The organism is Tahibacter amnicola (genome assembly GCF_025398735.1).
Taxonomy (GTDB): domain Bacteria; phylum Pseudomonadota; class Gammaproteobacteria; order Xanthomonadales; family Rhodanobacteraceae; genus Tahibacter; species Tahibacter amnicola.
In genome coordinates this window covers 2813009-2832713 of sequence record NZ_CP104694.1, presented here as the reverse complement: position 1 = coordinate 2832713, position 19705 = coordinate 2813009, and the positions used below count along the sequence as shown (strand labels likewise).

Genomic DNA, 19705 nt, shown 5'->3' with positions numbered 1-19705 from the left:
TCGATTCAACGGTACTAAAGGGCGTGGTTGACAGTTCTGCACAAGTATCTGCGTGGGCCTTAGCGATGGCAGCCGGTAGCGTTGCGGTGCTAGTTAGCACATCCATTCGGCGCCCCGCCACCCTGGCTTGGCGAGTCCCATACGCACTTTTCGTACCGGGCTGGGTCGGCATATTCCACACACTGAAACTAGGCACTGACATTGCTGGCAAGCAACTAGCTTCAACCATGGTTAGCAAGGAGAACATCCAGCAAATAGCGTCCGACATCAACAACCTCTACGCAGACCAGAAGTTCGCACTAATGTTCTCTTTGTTTTCATTTGCCATATGGCTATTGATCACAACTATCCACTGGATTATTTCCGACGAACTTCCACAGGAATAACCATGCCCCGCATGATTCTGCTCTTCTTGGCAATTCTAGTTACGCCAATTTCGAACAGTCAGGACTGCAATTGCACGGATTATCCATTCGAACCAAATCCGCCATGCTTCAAAGTGTGCGCTGAAAGAATTTCCAGAAATCAAAATCTCAGCTTTAATCCCGCTCTAGACAAGACGGTCGAGAATGCCTTTAGAACAATCCACGAAGCTAGCAAGACACAGCACATTGACTTTGAGAGCATTACAAACGAATGGCAGCTTAAAGATACCGCTGAAAAAATTCGACGCGCCCAGCTAGAAAAACAGAAATAAGCCCCCTCGCAATCCGGCGAAATTGGGCAACCGTGATCCTACCCCAGTTTGCCGGACACCCCGATAAGCGATTCAATATCGCCATCTGAGGTGAGGCAAATGACCAAGAAAGTTGTGGCAAAGAAGACCCGCAATCGCTATAGCGCGCAGTTCAAGGAACAGGCGCTGGCCCGCGCCGAGAAGGACGGCGTCGCTATCGCGGCGAAAGACCTGGGATTGGCGGAAAGCCAGCTGTATTCGTGGCGTCTGAAGTCCAAGCAAGCGGGTCAAATGACCGAGGAGCAGCGGGCAATTTTGGCGGACCATGCACGCCTGAAGCGCGAGGTCGCCCGTCTTGAGGAAGAAGTTACCTTTTTAAAAAAAGCGGCGGCGTACTTCGCGAAACAGCCCAAATGAAGTACGCCGTGGTCGCCGAGAACGAAGGGCAGCACTCGGTGCGGATGATGTGCCGTGCGCTTACCGTTTCGCCGGGTGGATACTACGAGTGGCGCAAGCGAAAGCCGTCGCGACGGACCCGCCAACGAGCAGCGTTGGATACCGTTGTAGATAGCGCTTTCCGGGCGCAAAAAGGTCGAGCAGGGGCGCCACGTTTGACTCACGGTTTGAAGCAGCAAGGCATCAATGCGGGACACAACCAAGTAGCCGAAAGCCTTCGCCGACAAGGTTTACGCGCCAAGGCGGCGCGCAAATTCAAGGCGACAACGAATTCCGCGCACTCGTTGCCGGTGGCGCCGAATCTGTTGCAGCAGAACTTCAGTGCCGAGCGTCCTAACCAAGCCTGGGTCGCGGACATTACATTTGTGGACACGGCGGAAGGCTGGCTCTACTTGGCGGTCGTGCTTGACCTATTTTCCCGGCGTGTTGTCGGTTGGTCGATGTCGGATCGAATGACGGCTACAGCAAACTGGGACAACCAAGTTTCAGATTTTTCTGACGCCGCTGCCCGAAATCAGCAGCAAACTGGGACAACCAATTTTCAGAATTTTCAGACCCTACCACCGGAATTCCGACACAAACCAGGACAACCAAGCGTCAGACTTTTCCGACCCCACCGCCGGCATTCCGCTGATTCCTCACCCACCAGCACCGTAAGCGTTCAGCAACCCCGGAACCAACAAACCAGGACAACCACTTTTTGTCAGGATTTTCCGGCCTGGCTGCCTCCCCCGCAGGAGTGAAGGAATAGTCTATGTCGATCATCACAATTGTGCTGGCATTGCTAATGTCCGCAACTCCAACACAAGTGGAATTTGTTGGAGGTAAGCGACTGGCGGAACTTGGCAAAGCTTTCCAAAGAATGGAGGCAAAGGCAGGAAAGGACGATGACCATCTTGGAGCGCTATATTTCCTCGGATACGTAGCGGCTATAGCGGATACCGGCGGCAAGAATGAACTCTTTTGCATTCCAAATGATGTGTCTATCCAGCAAGTAGCTACCGTAGTCGCACGATTCGTCGACGCCCATCCGGAAACCTGGCATTTTCGGGGATACTACTTTGTCGAAGGTGCGCTGGCAGCTGCGTTCCCCTGTAGCTAACGGCAGCCCAAGCCAGGACAACCAAGTTTCTGAATTTTCCAAAGTGAGTATGATGCCCGACGCTGTCCACCTGATCGCGTTTCAGAAGACGCCATTACGGTTCACTTCTAGAACAGCAATCGGATCGAGGTCCACACGATTGAAGCAACGCCTATAGTAGACAGGGGAAGATCGATGAAGTCCGCAGTACTCGCATCACTTTTGGCTACCGCGACACCTGCATTCGCAACAGCAAACCTGATCAGCTTCGACATACCCACCACGACATCCAGCCGCACCGCCTTTCTAGACACGAGCGCTCACGTACAGCCAAGTGCAACCTCGGACGCGGGAGCGGTCGCGGCGTGGAACGTCACCGTAAACGCCGCTCTGTTCGCCTCACTTCCACAGACGGTTGTCCTAAACTTCCCAGATCGCCCATCAGTCACCCTCAACAAAGACGTCGGCAAACATCGTGAGCCGGCGGGATTCCTCTGGACAGGCCGAGGCGGTGGGTGTAGCGGAATATTCACGTCCGTAAGAAACATCCTCAGGGGAACGATCTCCTGCCAAAATGCCGCGTACGGCCTGGAGCCACCAAGGCACGCACAAGCCACCCAGCTGATTCGCTATGACTCAGCTTTAGTTGCGGTTGACGCAAACGATACGGAACGCGTCGCCAGCCCGAACGCACACGCCGCCAACCTGTCGAAGAAAAGCGCCATGGCGGCAGCGGAATCCGTCGACACATCGATCGATATTCTTGTCCTTTACACCGAGGGCGTGCGAGCGGCGCTCGATCCAGGTGGTGGGAACGCAAATTCGTTGGCCTACATGCAGCATGCTGTCGATGTGACGCAACAGGCGATGACAAATAGCACTACCGCCGGTCAGCCCGTGATTGCTGAAGTAGCTCTCGCGAAGGCGCAGAAAGTCCAGTATCCCGGCAGCGGCAGCTTTTCAACAGACCTCACCTATCTGACGGACGACCCGGAACCGACCGGACTGCGCAACTACTGGTCAGCCGATATCGTCATGCTGGTTGCCGAATCGGGCGGCGTCGGGCAATGCGGACGAGCCTTCGAGCCCGCCTTCGGCCTTCCCCCACCCGGTCCAAGCTTCGCCCCATTTGCTGTCGCAGTCGCGAAGCGGGCTTGCAGCTTTGCGAATTTCTCCTTTCAACATGAGTTCGCCCACGTCATCGGCGCGAATCACAATCCGGAGAGCGAAACCAACCCGACGCCGCTACGCCCTTGGGCATACGACCATTGGATCAGCACACCGAAAGGCGTGAAGAATCGAACGATCATGACCTATCCATCAGTCTGCCCCTATGGCTGTCCTGAGGTACTGCACTACGCAAATGCCCAGGTGTACGCCGGCGACTTTCGAACAGGCACACCAAACCTGAGGGAGAACGCGAGAGCAATTGCCGAATTCTCTTCGGCAGCGGCACAGTACCGTCCCCACCTCGGGCGCATTTTCGCCGACCGGTTTGAGTAGCAGATGCGCATCGTCAGATCTGTGTTCCTCTTGCTATTGATCCTCACACCCATCTTGGCACGTGCGCAATTCGTTGTGCTTCCGTCGGATATCGGCGTGCAGCTCTCGGCCTCTCCGACATCGGACCTCAGTCCAGGCGACCAAGTGAGCTTCCGCCTGTCCTTGACCAACCACGGACCAGCCATCGTTACTGGCGTCTCGCTGATTAGCACCAACTACTACCTGGAGTTCGACCGAAACGTCTACGTCGCCAATTGCCCCGGTCTCGTCGTCTCACCCGCCGACGATATCTCTGACCCTCACTACAATCTATTCTGGTTCGCTACCACGTTTGGGGGGCCGTTCGCGGTAGGCGAGACACGGCACTGTGACTTCGCTCTTCTAGTAACTTCCCAGGCGCCGCAGCTCACAGCGCTAGGGTTCGGTCTCTCGCCGTTCTACAGTGAATACCCAGCGGGAAACCCCAACAACAATGCGGCGACAGTTCTCATTACTCGGGGGCTTTCCACGGTGTCCATTCCTGCGACCTCGACCCTCACATTGATTGTGATTGGCGCGTTGGTTCTGATCGCGAGTTTCAGTCAGCTTTCGCGCAGGATTCGACCAACTACGGAGTGATCACGGAATTGCACACAAACCGGGACAACCAAGTGGCAATCTGGGACAACCAAGTGGCAATCTGGAGTGGCAATCTGGGACAACCAAGTTTCCGAATTTTCTGACGCCGCTGCCGGAAATCCGCTGATTCTTGTCGCACCGCCACCATGAAATAGGGGCAGATCAGGCCAACCATGCCTAGGATCCTGCCTACGCCGTCGCCGGAAAATTCCGAGACGCCTCTGCTGCGCATCGGACACACGCCCACCCATACCCTCCCGCCCGGAATCTCCCCCACCAAATGGGTTGACGTGGCCTCATCCGTTTCCCAGAATCCATCCCGCTGCCGCCAAATCGGCAGCCCAGGATTGGCGTCCTGGTGTAGCCGGCGCCCCCAAGCGCCCATCCGACGATGACGGCGCTTTTCTTGCGCCCAGTCGTCGGCTGGGCGCCCTTTGATACCCTCAGGTTTCAACGGCGGGCGGCGCGTGGCAGCAGCAATGCTGGCCGGTCGGTTACCCGGTACGCCAACCATGCGCCGTCCGTCACCGTTTCGGGTCCGGTGACGGGTACTCCCCACTCGTCGAGGACACCGCAATGTCTCTTCGCATGGAACGCCCGTTCGCCCCGCGCGAACACTTGCCGTCGAGTCGTACCCGCCGCCTGCACCGGCTCACATACCGGTGCAGGCGGTTGCATCGTTCTTCCCCTGCCCCGTTGTCGCTGCGCCGTGCCCGCCTCATCCCATCGAGGAGCGACGCATGAGCCATTCCCGCGATGACGATGACCAAGCTGATGCCGCGGTCGAATACAGCATCCACGATCTGCTCGTGCCAGCCCTGTCCGAAGATCACCACGATTTCCCGCACATCGTGCGCGCCGCACGCCACGTGCGCGAAACCACGCTCGCCACGCTGCGCACCGTGGCGCAGCTGCTGCGCTCGTCCGCCAACAGCGACGATCCACCCCGATCAGATCTGGTGCACGATGTCGGCCGCGCGGTCGCCCAGCTCGCCGATATCGTCGATGCCTTGACGACGCTGGAGAGTCATGCGGATTACCAGTGGCAGCGGTCGGCGCGCAAAGGGTCGGTCAAGGCGTAAGCACACGCTGTTGCTTCTGTAGCCCGGGTTAACCCGCAGGGTTCACCCGGGGTGATTCTGCGTCGACGCCGGAGAAACGGCGCGTGGCGTTGACGCGGATGATCCAGCGGCAATTCGTAGTTCACCCCGGGTGCGCTGCGCTTACCCGGGCCACCGAGGCAGCAGCCTTTTCGTTTGCGAATGCCACAGGAAACACCGTCGCCCTTTGGTCTGGGCACGTATGCGAACGGCGGTGGTCGTCCTTCCCGGAAAGGCCCCCCACTGCTCGACGCTATCGACGGTGTTTCTGGTGACATTTGCCGTAGAAGACGCCGAGGCTGGGGTTACCCGCGCGGTTGGAACCCGCTCGCGAAGGGTTTCGACCACGCCGCACCGCTGACGAGCAGCGCGGCACAAAGTACCTCACCACCGGCATCCACCCCGCTCCCGTGGCCACGGCGGCGGCACATCCACTTTGACCTGCGCAGGTTTCCTCTAAAGGAACCTTATCGACTCAACCTCTACCCGCAATCCCGGCGATCGAGGCGCGCAGACGCCAACTGCGCGATCGCCATCGCTGGCTGCACCAGACGCCGATCACCGCTCACGGGGAGACGCCAACTCTCCCGGCGCGGTGGTCGCGCGCCTTCGCGCCAAGCGAGCGTCGCAGCCGGCGCCGGCGCCGGCGCCAGCGATCCAGAGCGATCCAGGACAACCACGATTTGGCATTCGCCTAGGCCTCGATCAGCATTTTCCGATGCACCATCGAGCCATTCGCCGACGCCGTGAACAGAATGGCGCGCGCCAGTAGCTTTGGCACCGGCGCCTGCAATTCATGGGTATCCTGGTTCCCCTGCATTCGTTCAACGCGCCGACAAATGCGGCAATCTGGGACGGCAATCTGGGACAACCAAGTTTCGGAATTTTCCGACGCCGCTGCAAGAATTACGCTGATTCTGGTCGCGGGCAATCTGGGACAACCAAGTTTCGGAATTTTCCGACGCCGCTGCAAGAAATCCGCTGATTCTTGTCGCACCGCCACCATGAAATAGTGGCGCCATGAGCGCCCCACGACACCACTTCGTCACGCCCGGCAGCGCCGGTGACTTTCACCAGAGGCAATCTGGGACAACCAAGTTTCGGAATTTTCCGACGCCGCTGCAAGAAATCCGCTGATTCTTGTCGCACCGCCACCATGAAATAGTGGCGCCATGAGCGCCCCACGACACCACTTCGTCACGCCCGGCAGCGCCGGTGACTTTCACTGCATCTCGCGCTGTGTGCGACGCGCCTTTCTCTGCGGCGAGGATCGCTTCACCGGTCAATCCTACGAACACCGCAAGCAATGGGTCGAAGATCGCCTGTACGAATTGGCGTCGATCTTCGCCATCGGCGTGTACGCCTACGCCGTCATGAGCAACCATATTCACGTTGTGGCACATGTAGCGCCGTACATTGCCGAAAGATGGACAGCGGACGAAGTCGCCCAGCGTTGGATGCGACTCTGTCCTATTCGACGCGACAACGCGGTTGACGAAGCTGCCTGCGCTGTGCGCGCAACGCACATCGCTGCCGATCCAGCGAAAGTCGCCCTTTATCGCGAACGTCTGTCGTCACTGCCTTGGTTCATGCGCTGTTTGAACGAACCGATCGCGCGGCGCGCAAATCGCGAAGACGCCTGTACTGGTCGTTTCTGGGAAGGACGTTATCGCTGCCAGGCACTGCTCGATGAAACGGCCCTGCTGGCCTGCATGGCCTATGTCGACCTCAATCCGATTCGTGCCGGCATCGCCCAGGATCTGCCATCGTCGGCGCATACGTCAATTCGTCGCCGACTCCTGGAAATCGATGGCGCGCAGCTGCTTAAGCCCGTCGCTGGCAGCATCGATCGCCCGCTGTCGATCCGGTCAATCGACTATGTGGCCTTGGTGGATTGGTCAGGACGTCAACGCCGTCCGGACAAGCGATTTCATCTGACCGCCGATCCGCCGGCGGTGCTTCGCACCCTGGGTATCACGCCAGAACAATGGCAGGCTGATGTCTTCACGATAGAGCTTCGCTATTGGCGCGCCGTCGGATCAGTTCAAACGCTCATCGACAAGGCGAAAGAACTGGGCCAATGCTGGCTCAAAGGCGGCGGTGCCAGCCGATCAATCGATCAGCGTCGTGATTCACCACCATTTCCGCGCAGGGCATGAGACGCGACCTCTTTGCCCCACAGGGCTACGTTCGAAACGTGAAAGCGCGCAGCGCGCTTCCGACGGCTTCGGCGTCAAAGTGCTTTGGATCAAACAAGGCGCCATGCCACTCCACCATCTCCTGATGTGATTCGTGATCAGGAGAGGCCATCACTGTGAGGAAATGACTGTAGCCGGGCGGCCCGCCGATATCCTCGGGCGGACAGGCGTTTTCGCCGACGAGGAAGAATGGGTGCGGGCACGGACCGATGGCGGGCGTCACTCGCTTCACGGTGATCTTGTGCTCCCAACCGTCACCGAAGTCGTAAAGGTAGGTAAATGTCTTGCGATGACGGATCAGTGTGCTCAACCGCACTCGCGCCTCGTCAAGCACGTCGTCGCCGTCGAAATCGGGATCAGGCACGCCGTATTGGTCGTGACCAGCGGTAAACAAATGGAGATGTCCGCCGCTCCAACCCATCACAGTCAGCAGGATCTGGTGCAGTTTCCGCAGCGTGACGGAGACCGGAACGACAAACTCCCGCCACACCAGCGGGTCGACATGCCGCAACTCCACACGCAGATGCGCCAACGTCGGGGGGCTTTTGGTTTCCTGACGACCATGAGTCGGACAACTTGCGTGACGAATGGCCGGGTAGTTTACTCAATTTCGGACATCCGCGATTCCGCAAGCATGGCGTTTCCCGCAATCCGGGACAACCAGGACGCCGTGAAGTCCTAGGCCAGCGACGTCGCGCGCCGAGGCGCAGGTCGGAATAGTTTGACGACTGGATTGAGATCCGACCTAGGGGGCGGAACCAGCGGAACCAGGACAACCACCTTTCAGAATTTTCCGACCAGCGGAACCAGGACAACCACCTTTCAGAATTTTCCGACCCTGCCTGCCGGCAACACCGCAATCCAGGAGGGCAATTGCGGCATCGACGCAGCAATTGGCGGCATGCACGCAGCATTTTGCGTCACTCGCCACCCCTTGGGCTTGAAACGCGGGGCTGGTAGGCCTGGTACGTCGGTCAAAGAGCTGCGCGCTCGGGCCTCGAAGCTTCGTCCAACAAGCTTTGCGACCCGACGGGCCAGCCTTTTGGTCCGTGCGTGGGGCGCTGAGCTTCAAGCGTCCAGCTTTTTGCGGGATGCACAAGCATGGGTGACCGGAAGAGCCGGCCTAATTGCCTAGAACGTGAAGTGCGGAACGTGAATCGCGAGGCTTTTTGCTCGGCGCGTCGAGCCCAAAGCTCGGACCGCGGCGCAATTTTCTGGGCGCCTGACGTTTTTTGCTTGGCGCGCGAGGCATTTCGCTCGGCGCGTCGAGCCGTTTTGCTGGAAACGCCGAGCTGTTTTCCCGGACCGCCGAGCATGTTTCTCGGACGGCCGAGCGATTTGGTGGAAGCGCCGGGCTTTTTGCTCAGCGTGTGGGGCTTTTCGCTGGGGGCACCGAGCAATTTGCGCCAGCACGGCAATCTGAACCCCAGTCACCCGCGAATACCACAGGGAGCGCCGTCCGCCGCTCCGGAGCGGCGCAACGTTGTTTCCGGTGATGTTGCCCTCCATTGAACCCACCGGACCATCGCCCCGGACCGGCAGCCGCCCGCGGAGCAGCTGCTCGGCACGCACCGCGCCGACGAGCACGGCCGTGCTACGCCGAGAATCGACCCGGCCCCACCCGTCGCCATGGCCATGGCGATGGCCCCCTCCCTCTGACCTGCGCAGGGCTCCTCCCCGCGTGCCGCACCGTCGCGTTCCCTTCCAACGCCCAGCCGGCACGCGGGACTCCATTTTATTGCCCGTCGCCCTCGACGCCCCGATCCGGAGATCCCATGAAACGCACCATCGCCATCGCCGCCGGCCTGCTGCTGCAAGCCACGGCATCCGCCACCACGCCCATCATCTACACCAGCGGCGAGGGCCCCGCCGCCAGCACCATCACCCTCGACCCCACCGGCGTCTCCCGCAGCCGCTACAGCGGTGACCTGACCGAGATCACCCGGTGGGCTATCACAGGCGACCAGGTCTACGTCATCCGCAGCGATCACACCACGACCGCCACAACGGCCATTGACCTCGCCGCTACTCCATCAGACCCATTGCCCTTGGACGCAAGAATTGGCTCTTTGCGGGCTCCCAGTCTGCTGGCGAACGCGCCGCAGTCATCATGAGCCTTGATCGCCACCGCCAAGCAGATTGGGCACGAACCGTTTGCTTACCTAGCGCCGCTGCAGTGGCGTGGAAGGTGGGAGCGCCGGACGGCTACGATCGTGATACACCACGTTGAATCCCTCGTCCTCCGAAGGAGGCTGAAAGTAGGCGGTCATCGCGTCGAACTCGGCTTCTGTGGTCCACGGAGTGCCGGGCGGGAGATGCTGGCTTCGGTGGGCGAGTTGGCTCTTGCACACGGCGTCGGAGAGGTCGATGAAGTGAAGCGCGTGCTGAACGCCCGCATTCTCGGCGAGCTCACGAAACCAGGCACGCTGGCCTAGGGTGTTCCCGGGAAAATCGAGAACGACAGAGATTCCCTTCGACAAAAGTGCACAGATATGCGGTGTCAGCGCGTCCCGAAGGCGTGCGGAACACCGGGAGTAATCGGAAATTCCACGAATTTCGCCCGGATAGAGTGCAGCCAGAAACGCATCTTGTTCCAGCAGAACCGCGCCTTCCGCTGCCGCGAGATCGCGAGCAAGGGTGGATTTTCCTGCGGCCATCTTGCCGCAGAAGAAGTGTAACTTCGCTGCATTGCGCATGCGCTTCGAACTCCTCTTCCGCATTTCCGCTTTTCCGACCCTACTGCAAGCCTTATTCTGATTCCATGGCCTGACGATGCGATCGATGTGGCCGCCTGTGCCGTGCGGGCATCGCATAACGCGGCCGATGTGCAGAAAGCAGCGCTGTCTCGGGAGCGGCTTTGTTTATGTCAGGTGGCGGTATCCCACCAGGGAGCCCAGAACTCACCGAGTCGGTCGAAGAACGCAATCATGCTCAGACTGAAAAATCTCGCCATCAGTGGATCAAAATCTTCAGGGTCGAACTCCCGACGCATGATTCTTACCAACGCTTCCTGGCTTTTAGAGTAGCCATTGGCATCGAATTCAAAGCTCCCGAAAGATCCATTTCTATCGAAGAACAAATAGTCCCGTAACTCGTCGCCACGATGATGCACGGCAAAGACAAAGATGTTTGCATCCAGCGCTTTGATCTCTTCAGCCGAGAAGCAGTCGTCAATAAACGGCCGCATCCCATGGAATGCTATCGCCTCGGCGACCGGGAAGATCTCGGAGTGAAATGCCGTCTGCTCGAACATTTCAAAGATTGGAACATTGCTCAGCGGTACGTCCAAGCCGAACTCTCCATCATCGTATACCTCCGCACCGGCGAAATAGATTCGCATGGCCCCGCTGTGCCTCACGAACTGCCGCAGTCTCTCGGGAATCGGCACATGATCCGTCCGGACCGCCCCCTTGGCGTCGCGCGCAGGATCAAACCGTTGAACGATGCGTCCGGCGACATCGGACAATTCGATGCGGACTGCAGGTTCTCGAGGGCCTTCAAAAACAAGGATCGCGTTGCCGAGAAGGTAAGCCAACTGGTCGAGTACAGCCTCGGCGGCAGGTCCCGCAGCGCCTAGTTGGGCGATCAGCGCCTTGCGAGCCTCGCTGTGATCGCCGCGGAAGATGATTCGCAAAATTCCACTCCCCCGGAGTAGGTTCGACATGAGCACCTGCAAGCCCGCAATGGTTGGCTTGCTTCCAGAAAGCACAATCAGCTAGCACGGAAGGTGTGGCTCTGCCAACCTTCGTCGTTGCAGCCGATAGTAATCGTGTGGCCGGCTACTTCATCTTGTCCGTGGGCCACGTCGATACGCTCGAAAGTCAATCCAGGACAACCAAGTTTCGGAATATTCCCACAAAACAGGACATGATCTTGCCCCGGTTCCCGGACACCCGGAACCAGGACAACCACCTTTCAGAATTTTCCGACCCTGCCTGCCGGCACTCCGCTGATTCTCCGAGCACGCAAGCCAGGACAACCAGGATTCCGCAAAGCCCCAGGTTCAGCAACCTCGCGCGCTGAGGCACAGGTCGGAATCGCTTGACGACTGGATTGACATCCGACCCACTCGGGAGACGCGCAGCTCAGCACGCCCCCCGGGGCAATCCATGGATGTCCCAGATTTGCATGCACGAAGGACGGCGGAATGCGGCAGACCATGTCCGCTCTTCGCAGGTCACCTGCGAGCGGGCGGGTCTGTCGCGTAGATTGCTCGCCAGCATAGGCTTGTCCTGCATGCTGTCGGCATGGCCTAATCGCAGCAGTAGGACTTTCAGCTACGGAAGCATTGCCGCGCTGGCCGCCTGCGATGTCGAGACGCCTGCCGCCAGCTGCCCGGGCTCTGAACCGCCGCCCGATCCAACAAGAACTTCATGACGGCGTCGGCTGCCCCGTGGTCCCGCCGGATAACTTCATCGCCGTGCCTGAATGCCGTTGTCGCATCAGGGGGCCTTTTTCTACTGAGTCGAGGATGCCGTTGGCCAACTCATTGACGAAAGCGTTCAACCAGACCCTCTTCACCATCGCCTGCGAACCGCCCATACGGCTGCTCGCCCGATGGATCCTCCGGCGGGTGAAAGCTCCGTTGCCGGTGAAGTCGTTCTGGGATGCCGCAGATTACCCACAGTACCTTTTTGGTGTTCTCAAGGCGGCGCAGTTCGCCCGTGCACAAGGACTCACTCGGATTGCAGTGGCCGAAATGGGCTGCGCGGGCGGCCGGGGCCTGCTCGCGATGGCGCGCCATGCGCAGGATCTCGCCCGGCACTTCGGAATCGATATTCGGGTCTACGGATTTGACGCCGGAACCGGTTTGCCCACCTTCTGTGGCGACTACCGCGACCATCCCGACGCGTGGAAGGCAGGGGACTTCCCGATGGACGTGGACCGGCTGCGACAGGCGCTTCCCGCGAACACGCAGCTGGTGATCGGGAATGTCGAGGACACGGTAGCCCCGTTCCTTCGCGATGAGCTCGACTGTCCGCTCGGCTTCGTCGCGTTCGATCTGGATCTGTATTCATCGACCCGCGCGGCATTAAGGATCGTCGAGCAGCTCGGCGAACGGGATCTGTTGCGCGTTCCGCTGTACTTCGACGATCTGGGCTACGACTGGTCGCATCGTCGTGCGGGAGAACCGCTCGCCATCGAAGAATTCAACCGCGAGAACGACGCGATCATCATCGAGCAATGGCTGCACGCGTCAGCGGCACGGCCATTCCATGAGGCGCCATGGCTCAAGAGGTTCTTCCTGGCCCACAATTTGGCAAAGATTTCCAAGAGTCAGCTTGTTGGCGAGGCGAACCGCGTGCATGACCTGGCGTACTGACCCCGCGGGTCGCCGCAGACGGAGTGTCAATGGCGACCAGTGGAACTACGGCGCAACAGCGCGGTAGTTCTCACGCTGCGATCCAGTGCGATCCAGTGCGATCCAGGACAACCACGACTTGGTATTCACCCACACACACCCTCCCGGATTTGCAGGAGATCTTTTCCAGATCTTCCTGGGTGTGCCCGATCTTTCTGATCTAGAATCGCCGCCCCTGGCCTGCGCTCTGCCAGGGGTGGCGCCGGCACAGGCGTCGCGCAGCCCGGTCGTGAGCTGGGCATCCACCCGGATGTGCGCGTCCAATGCTTTGGGAATTCCAATGATCAACAACGATGTGCTGCGCAGCATCCGCTTCATGCTCGACCTGAGCGAAATCAAGGTCGCGGAAATCACCAAACTCGCGAACGCCGCGTTTCCGATCGACCAGGCCCAGGTACGCCGTTACCTCAAGAAGGATGGCGAGGCGGACTTCGCCGAATGCAGCGACACCATGCTGGCGCACTTCCTGGATGGCCTGGTGTTCCATTGCCGCGGCCGTGATGAAAGCCTTCCACCGCGCCCCGTGGAAAAGCGCATCACCAACAACCTGATCCTCAAGAAACTGCGCGTGGCGTTCCAGCTCCGTGACAGCGACATGCACGACATCTTCCAGAATGCCGGATTCCCCGTCACCAAGCCGGAATTGAGCGCCCTCTTCCGCCTGCCCGGCCACAAGAACTATCGCGCCTGCGGCGACCAGATGCTACGGAATTTTCTCAGAGGCCTGACGCTCCGCGTGCGGGGTTCAGGCCAAGCCTGACAGTGGAGTGCGGGACCACCGATTCAGGACAACCACCTTTCCGCTCGCCAGCAAATGGGCGAGCAAGATGGATGTTCCGATTTCGCACGACAAACCAAATCGAGGCAACACCGTGATACCTGTCAGGCAGTCATCTTTTGCATGGTGCTTTGATGAGCATCCAGCAGACCAGGTCGATGCCGCGGACATCTATCTGCTTGACCTACAGGAAGCGCATGACGCGTGGACGTCTTATATTGATTCGGCCAACTGCCGCGGGATATTCGACGTCTCTGAGAACTCCTGGGTCTCAACAAGTGAGAAAAACTGGATTGGCAACTGGCGCCCACAGCACGGTGACAAGGAAATCGATCACCAATTCTGCGAGAGAATCGCTGAGATATCAGGCTGGAACCGGGAGCGACCTCTTCTACTTATTGAGAGCAAGCGCGTGGCGGTGTCGCTGAGGTTCAACTCGTTCGTCAGATTCTGGCCAGACCTTCTGATGCGAATTAATGAAGCCCCCATTTTGCTGTCGCGAGAAAGCGATTCACTGTGTGCTTTCTGTTTTGCGCCGACAGGTCACGTGCAACACATGCATCGACGTGACCCGCCCCGGGAACTTCGGATGGCTTGAAACGCGCGCGCACGCGCAAACCACGCACGCAAACCAGGACAACCACCTTCGGAATTTCCGACCCATCTACCGGCGGTCGGTCATGCAATTCATGGATGTCCCGGTTTCGCTGTTTCGTTTCCTGGACGCTTGAACCTTTTCGCTTGGCGCGTCGAGCACTTTTCCCGGAGGGCGGAGTCATTCGGTTGACCCGTCCAGCCCCACCATCGCTTCAGGCCGAAACGCCCCCGGCAACAAACTCGTGCCTTGCCCGCCACGTCACCACCGCGTGCGTGATCGCCGCGACAAAGCTGGCACCGATCAGGAAAAGCGATACGGGAAGATGGAACTGATCAAAACCCGCCAGCGCGAAGCCGACATGAATCGGCAATACCGTTGCACACAGGGCCGCAATCGCCATTGAGCACTTGTACCCCTCCGGGCGCCGCTGGACGACAGGGATGAAGAGCATCAGCACCGTCGCGAATATCACGACATTGAAAACATCGAAGGCCTGTATCCCGCCTGGCAGATGGAACATCTCCCATTCATGCCAGTAGGCCGCATCGCCTTGGTGGGCGAAGACAAGCGCCATGTCGAGCGCGGCGATACGGTTGAGCGTGATCATTGCCGATAAGCCTCGTGGGAGTCGCGGATTGCAGGCCCCGGCAATACCGCACTCCGCCTGCCTGGGCCTGCGCTACTCATCGATTCTAGCAGGCCGTTGAGAAAACCCAATTTCCGCCCAGATCAAGCTGGCCAAGTGTTCGTTCGTGGTGCAGTAGCTGATCGACAGTGTGGGACTCGCGAGCTACGTCGGCGAAGGATTCCACCATCCTTGGATGCCGCCGATGCGGATCAAGTTGTAGGCGGCGAATGTCCAAGTAACCCATGCGCGTACAGCCGGAAGTCCCACGCGAGTCAGCTTTCGAAGTTCACCGATGGTCTTGACCCAACCAAATCCTTGCTCGATCTTCTTTCGAACCCGCTGGCTGATCGCGTATCCCTTGCTTGATGCGGTGCGTCCGTCAACTGCACTTCGACGGTGGCTATTGTTCTGGGCAACGTGAGGCTTGATACCACGCTCCTTCAACGCGGCTACGAAAGCATGAGTGTCATAGGCTTTGTCTGCACCCAATGTGCATCCGGCGCCCAGGAGCATTTCGTCGACCAGCAACAGGCCGCTTTCTCGCTCGGATGTCCCAGTCGCATGGCGTACATCAACTCCCACCAGCAGACCGTTCCGGTTCTCCATCAATGTGCTGGCTTGGTAGCACAGCTTGGCTTCCTTGCCAGCACCTTTGCGCATCAAGCGTGCGTCGGGATCCGTCGTAGATTCGTGTGTTTCGTTACTGCGCTTTTGACCGTGAAAGTTTCCGCTGTCATCGCTACCGTCGCCGTCCTTCGGGCGAAAGCTTTTGTGAGAGGCCCAAGCCTCCAACAGTGTTCCGTCCACCGAAAAGTGCTCGTTACTCACCAGCTGTTTGAGCTGCGCCACCAACACGGTGTGATCGAAAAATCGTTGGGCGATCTCTTCATCGAACAACCGATCTCGATTGAACGAGAAGGTGGAATGGTCCCATACTCGATCGTCGATATTCAGGCCAACAAACCAGCGAAACAGAAGGTTGTAGTCCAGCTGTTCCATCAGCAGTCGCTCGCTGCGTACGCTGTACACGACCTGCAACAGCGATGCACGAAGCAACCGTTCCGGCGGAATGGACGGCCGCCCGATCCTGGCATAACGCGACTCGAATAGTTCGTCCATATTTGCCAAGATTCCGTCAACCAATTCCCGCAACTGACGAATGGGATGATCCGGCGGAACGCGTGCCTCGACCGATACGTAGGAGAACAATCCGAGTTGCTGAACGTCCGGTGTTCGCATGCTGAGTGGCTTCAGTCAATGGCGGAATGCTGCATTTTGCACTGAATGGGGCTTTCTCAACAGCCTGCTAGCCATTCCACGTCCATGAAGTAGCGGCGCAATGCCGGTTCGGGAATTCGGACAAACCAACCGGGGCGGCATCCGTCTTACTGGCGCTTCTCCCGTTGCAACAAGGCATCGATGACAACGCCCAAACCGAGATCCAGATCGCGGCGGACGTTACCCAGTGTCGATTGGCGCCTCAGTTTCGGCGCGGCGGCATCCAGCGCCCTGTGCTTTTCGGTGCCCGGGTCGCCATGACTGAGGCGCCATCCGGCCAGAGCAGACCCGGCACCGCCCAGGTAGGCGCCGAGAATGCGCGCATTGCGCAATGCCGCACGCTGTGGCGCCCCGGCGGATTGGAAGAGGCTGACAGATGCCTGCGCGAGTGCGTAGGCCGTCGGTGTCGTCCAGCGGCGCGATACGGCAACGACGAACACGTGGGGGTGGCGGTCGGCAAGATCGAGGAATCCGCGCGACAGGGTGAGGAGGTCGCGACGCGGGTTGCGGGATTCGTGGGTCGGCAACGCCAGCAGTGACAGCAGGCGATCGACGATGTCGTCCAGAACTGCGTCCATATTCGGCGCATGGTGGTAGATCGACATCGCTTCGCACTGCAGCGTGGTAGCAAGCCGGCGCGCGGAGAGGGCTGCCAGCCCTTCGGCATGGACGATCTGGAATGCCGCTTCGGCGATGCGCTCCCGACTCAAGGCCAGGCGCGGTTTCGCCCTTCGGGGTTTGGATGGGTCGTTGGTCATGGTTTACAACTTACGGCGTAAGGTGGAGACTGTCCACCTTACGCCGTAAGGCCAACGAGCAGGGCGCGCGATGAATCACCTTACTTTCATACTGATTGCAACCTTTCTAGGGCCCCCTGCGGCATCGGCAGCCGTTGGCGCCGACTGCAGCCCGAAGGCCGTGGCGCACAACAAGGCCATTGCGCGCACGGTGTTCGAAGAAATCCTGAGCAAGGGCCGCATCGCCGAGAATGAATCCATCTACCATCCGCGCTTCGTCGCCCACGGACCCAACCGCGACGCCGGTCGCGAAGAGGACCGCGCGGCCAGCGAAGGCTGGCGGCAAGCCGCCCCCGATCTGCGCATGGATGTTCTGCGCATCGTCGCCGAATGCGACATGGTGGCCGTGCATTGGAGCGGGTCAGGTACCAATACCGGCACGGGCAATGGCCTTCCGGCAACGGGAAAGCGCATGAGCAACCTGTGGGGGATGACCATCTTCCGCATGGAAGACGGGAAGATTGCCGAGGAATGGACCAGCTTCGATCAGTACCCGATGCTCAAGCAGCTCGGGCTGCTCGGCGGTGATGCTTCGCCGGAGGAAGGCAAGTAGACGGGGGATTGCCCGCGTTTCTGGCGTCCGTGAATCAGTCACGTCGGGTGAAACATGTCCATACAGCAGATGCCCCCGGCACATAGCCTGGACATGTTGCCATCTGCCCGAATTCCTGCCTCAGCTGGCACCACGGTTATTCCGTCGCCACCCGGCGATGCCAATCGCCCGCGCAGCGTCCATAAACAACCACTTTGTTCGGAGTGGCGGTCAAGCAATGCCCGGTGGAAATCACCCGGAGGCGAGTGAATTTCCGTCGGCCTTGGTTTCCAACCATGCACGCGCGGGTGATTTTCAGCCGAGCGCCACTGAATGTCAGTCACGCGCGGGTGAAATTCACCCACGCGTGGCAGGCGATCACTCGTCGTTCGGGAAAAATGACCCGGGGGTGTGGGTGATTTTCAGTCGGCATTGACCGATGTTCATCCGGGGGTGACTGCGCGGCAATCGACGCCGGGTGATCGACAATCAACGCCGAGTAAATCCGAGTAGACGCTGGCTGAGACTTACCCCCACCCTGAACAAAAACCACATACACACGACTGACTGGCAGCCGCGCGCCAGTGATTTCAGCCCGGCGCTGGGTGGCTTCCGGTCGACGCTGAGCGATCGCCAGTGGAGGCCCCTGAACTCGGAAACGGTGGCGCCGGTGGGGCGCCCCCAGACACGATTCAAGCCCCCAGCACTACCAGTGGCTACACCGCATTTCCCGCGGCGCATGCCGCGCCTTCTCTGCGGGGAGGCTCGGTTTGCTGGCCAGTCCTACGTCCGCCGCAGAAGGGCAATCCAGGACATCCACGATGCACGGGTACCCGGGATGCACGCGACGGAGCGATCGTGCAATTCATGGATGTGCCGGTTCGGTTCCAACCAAAATTCGCTATTGAGTAGCGGACGTTGTGGCATGAAGTGGGGGCACCTTGCCGACCAGAACATCGGATCGGATCGCCGCGCCACCCTTTTCGCTCCGGCGAACATGGAGCCCGACGACCGTCCCATCAGCGGCGGAAATCACGGGTGCCCCGGAGCTTCCGCCCCCTGTATCGCACAGGTGAAACAAGTGCTGATCGTCAAGTGCCTTGACGCGACAGTCGTCATTTCCAACGACGGCCAATCGCCGCCGGGTACCCCGGAACAGGACGACCGCCAAGGGCTGGCCGAGCTTGGGTGCTTCGGTGGATAGCGACAGAATGCCGTGCTTGTTGCCGGGCGTGCCCTCCACCTTCAACAGCGCGTAATTGAGCCCGATCGGCACGTTCTGCACTGCGACGGGCGGCAGCACCATGCGGTACTCCGACAGGGGACTGCTCGCGCCCACGTAAAAGGTCGCTTCTCGCAGGTGGTCGACGCAGTGCCCCGCTGTCATCACAAGGTCCGGCGAAACCAGGAATCCCGTGCAGGTCGTCAGGGCTCCGTTGTCCATGGATCCACGAATCTGCCCCACTGCTTCCGCCGACCGGCCAACAACCGATTGCGACGACAGGTTCTCCGCAGGAACAGCGTCGTCTTCTCCGGTAATTCCCCCTAGCATGGCCCCTTGGACAGGCAGTGCGGCACCGCTGCCTGGTGCGCGGCCGGCGAGATACTTCTCGATGCTTGCCACACGCGCCGGGTCAGCGATGAGTCCGGATTGCACAAGGAATTCAAGGTTTTTGGCCGCCTTGTCGGGATCGCCCGTCTTGATCATTTCCAGAACGCGCGATTGTTCGGCGCGCCCGTCTTCCAGCTGGCGTTGAAAGCGCCCGTTGACGATGGCGACAACCGCGTTGCTCAGCCCCGCCAATGTGGCTGCCATGATGGCGACGACGAGCGGGTTGCGCCAACTGGCAGAGGCATGTTCATCGCGCTTGAGCGACAACTCGCCTTCGCGGAGCGCTACCTCCCGCTCCTTGATGGCCAGTTCCCGATCACGGAATTGCGCATCGCGTTCCTTGACCAGCACTTCCCGATCGCGAAATGCGGCTTCCTGCTCCCATCTTCTTTCCTCAAACGGCGGCTGATTGCCCGTGGCCACGATGAAGCTCCCAATAGTGGTTCCACTTCCTCGCAATGACGTGGGACGGATACCGGCGTCGATGC

General features: G+C 59.6%; 21 protein-coding genes. 13 read left to right on the top strand and 8 right to left on the bottom strand.

Features of this window, described 5'->3' with window-relative positions; genetic code table 11:
• The first annotated feature begins 388 nt into the window (after positions 1-388).
• The 7 genes from N4264_RS11980 (at position 389) to N4264_RS11950 (ending at position 5416) form a co-directional block, all read left to right on the top strand.
• Positions 389-697, top strand: a complete 309-nt coding sequence (locus N4264_RS11980; RefSeq protein WP_261697271.1) for a hypothetical protein — start codon at positions 389-391, stop codon at positions 695-697.
• Between the two features lie 99 nt (positions 698-796).
• The gene (locus N4264_RS11975; RefSeq protein ID WP_261697270.1) at positions 797-1093 is read left to right on the top strand and encodes a transposase; all 297 of its coding nucleotides are present in this window, start codon (positions 797-799) and stop codon (positions 1091-1093) included.
• Positions 1090-1875 (top strand): IS3 family transposase, encoded by a 786-nt coding sequence (locus tag N4264_RS11970; RefSeq protein ID WP_261697269.1) that lies wholly within the window; start codon positions 1090-1092, stop codon positions 1873-1875. Before N4264_RS11975 ends, N4264_RS11970 begins: the two co-directional genes overlap by 4 nt.
• Before the next feature lie 11 nt (positions 1876-1886).
• Positions 1887-2234 carry a Rap1a/Tai family immunity protein gene (locus tag N4264_RS11965; protein WP_261697268.1) on the top strand — a complete coding sequence of 116 codons (348 nt, stop codon included), beginning with the start codon at positions 1887-1889 and terminating at the stop codon, positions 2232-2234.
• A 174-nt stretch (positions 2235-2408) separates the two neighbouring features.
• Positions 2409-3716: a zinc metalloprotease gene (locus N4264_RS11960; RefSeq protein WP_261697267.1), complete on the top strand. Its 1308-nt coding sequence runs from the start codon at positions 2409-2411 to the stop codon at positions 3714-3716.
• Positions 3717-3719: 3 nt separating this feature from the next.
• Positions 3720-4334, top strand: coding sequence for a hypothetical protein (locus tag N4264_RS11955; RefSeq protein ID WP_261697266.1), 615 nt, complete (start codon positions 3720-3722; stop codon positions 4332-4334).
• 740 nt (positions 4335-5074) lie between these two features.
• Complete coding sequence (locus N4264_RS11950) at positions 5075-5416, top strand: hypothetical protein (protein WP_261697265.1); 342 nt, start codon at positions 5075-5077, stop codon at positions 5414-5416.
• Between the two features lie 712 nt (positions 5417-6128).
• Here N4264_RS11950 and N4264_RS11945 read toward each other — a convergent pair.
• Positions 6129-6467, bottom strand: a complete 339-nt coding sequence (locus N4264_RS11945) for a hypothetical protein (RefSeq protein WP_261697264.1) — start codon at positions 6465-6467, stop codon at positions 6129-6131.
• Between the two features lie 208 nt (positions 6468-6675).
• Here N4264_RS11945 and N4264_RS11940 point away from each other — a divergent pair, with 208 nt between their 5' ends.
• Complete coding sequence (locus N4264_RS11940) at positions 6676-7593, top strand: hypothetical protein (RefSeq protein ID WP_261697263.1); 918 nt, start codon at positions 6676-6678, stop codon at positions 7591-7593.
• A gap of 25 nt (positions 7594-7618) precedes the next feature.
• Here the strand turns inward: N4264_RS11940 and N4264_RS11935 are convergent, their stop codons facing one another.
• Positions 7619-8164, bottom strand: a complete 546-nt coding sequence (locus N4264_RS11935) for a plasmid pRiA4b ORF-3 family protein (protein WP_261697262.1) — start codon at positions 8162-8164, stop codon at positions 7619-7621.
• A 1243-nt stretch (positions 8165-9407) separates the two neighbouring features.
• Between N4264_RS11935 and N4264_RS11930 the strand changes: the two genes are divergently transcribed.
• Positions 9408-9746: a hypothetical protein gene (locus tag N4264_RS11930; RefSeq protein ID WP_261697261.1), complete on the top strand. Its 339-nt coding sequence runs from the start codon at positions 9408-9410 to the stop codon at positions 9744-9746.
• A gap of 48 nt (positions 9747-9794) precedes the next feature.
• Here the strand turns inward: N4264_RS11930 and N4264_RS11925 are convergent, their stop codons facing one another.
• Both N4264_RS11925 and N4264_RS11920 read right to left on the bottom strand, forming a co-directional pair.
• On the bottom strand, positions 9795-10328 hold the full coding sequence (locus N4264_RS11925) for a P-loop nucleotide/nucleoside kinase family protein (protein ID WP_261697260.1): 534 nt from the start codon (positions 10326-10328) through the stop codon (positions 9795-9797).
• Between the two features lie 170 nt (positions 10329-10498).
• Positions 10499-11266 carry a hypothetical protein gene (locus N4264_RS11920; protein WP_261697259.1) on the bottom strand — a complete coding sequence of 256 codons (768 nt, stop codon included), beginning with the start codon at positions 11264-11266 and terminating at the stop codon, positions 10499-10501.
• 837 nt (positions 11267-12103) lie between these two features.
• Between N4264_RS11920 and N4264_RS11915 the strand changes: the two genes are divergently transcribed.
• The 3 genes from N4264_RS11915 (at position 12104) to N4264_RS11905 (ending at position 14370) form a co-directional block, all read left to right on the top strand.
• Positions 12104-12955, top strand: coding sequence for a hypothetical protein (locus tag N4264_RS11915; RefSeq protein WP_261697258.1), 852 nt, complete (start codon positions 12104-12106; stop codon positions 12953-12955).
• A gap of 319 nt (positions 12956-13274) precedes the next feature.
• Positions 13275-13754, top strand: a complete 480-nt coding sequence (locus N4264_RS11910) for a YehS family protein (protein WP_261697257.1) — start codon at positions 13275-13277, stop codon at positions 13752-13754.
• A gap of 67 nt (positions 13755-13821) precedes the next feature.
• Entirely contained in the window at positions 13822-14370 is a 549-nt protein-coding gene (locus N4264_RS11905; protein WP_261697256.1) for a DUF2947 family protein, read from the top strand.
• 211 nt (positions 14371-14581) lie between these two features.
• Here the strand turns inward: N4264_RS11905 and N4264_RS11900 are convergent, their stop codons facing one another.
• The 3 genes from N4264_RS11900 to N4264_RS11890 all read right to left on the bottom strand — a co-directional run bounded on the left by N4264_RS11900 (position 14582) and on the right by N4264_RS11890 (position 17034).
• A complete protein-coding gene (locus tag N4264_RS11900; protein ID WP_261697255.1) occupies positions 14582-14977 on the bottom strand; it encodes a DUF6713 family protein in 396 nt (131 codons plus the stop codon).
• 183 nt (positions 14978-15160) lie between these two features.
• Positions 15161-16237 carry an IS5 family transposase gene (locus tag N4264_RS11895; protein ID WP_261692907.1) on the bottom strand — a complete coding sequence of 359 codons (1077 nt, stop codon included), beginning with the start codon at positions 16235-16237 and terminating at the stop codon, positions 15161-15163.
• Positions 16238-16383: 146 nt separating this feature from the next.
• Entirely contained in the window at positions 16384-17034 is a 651-nt protein-coding gene (locus tag N4264_RS11890; RefSeq protein WP_261697254.1) for a TetR/AcrR family transcriptional regulator, read from the bottom strand.
• A 70-nt stretch (positions 17035-17104) separates the two neighbouring features.
• Here N4264_RS11890 and N4264_RS11885 point away from each other — a divergent pair, with 70 nt between their 5' ends.
• Positions 17105-17626: an ester cyclase gene (locus N4264_RS11885; RefSeq protein ID WP_261697253.1), complete on the top strand. Its 522-nt coding sequence runs from the start codon at positions 17105-17107 to the stop codon at positions 17624-17626.
• A gap of 880 nt (positions 17627-18506) precedes the next feature.
• On the opposite strand, the gene N4264_RS11880 is transcribed toward N4264_RS11885, so the two are convergent.
• Positions 18507-19640 (bottom strand): trypsin-like serine peptidase, encoded by a 1134-nt coding sequence (locus N4264_RS11880; protein WP_261697252.1) that lies wholly within the window; start codon positions 19638-19640, stop codon positions 18507-18509.
• Positions 19641-19705: the final 65 nt, after the last annotated feature.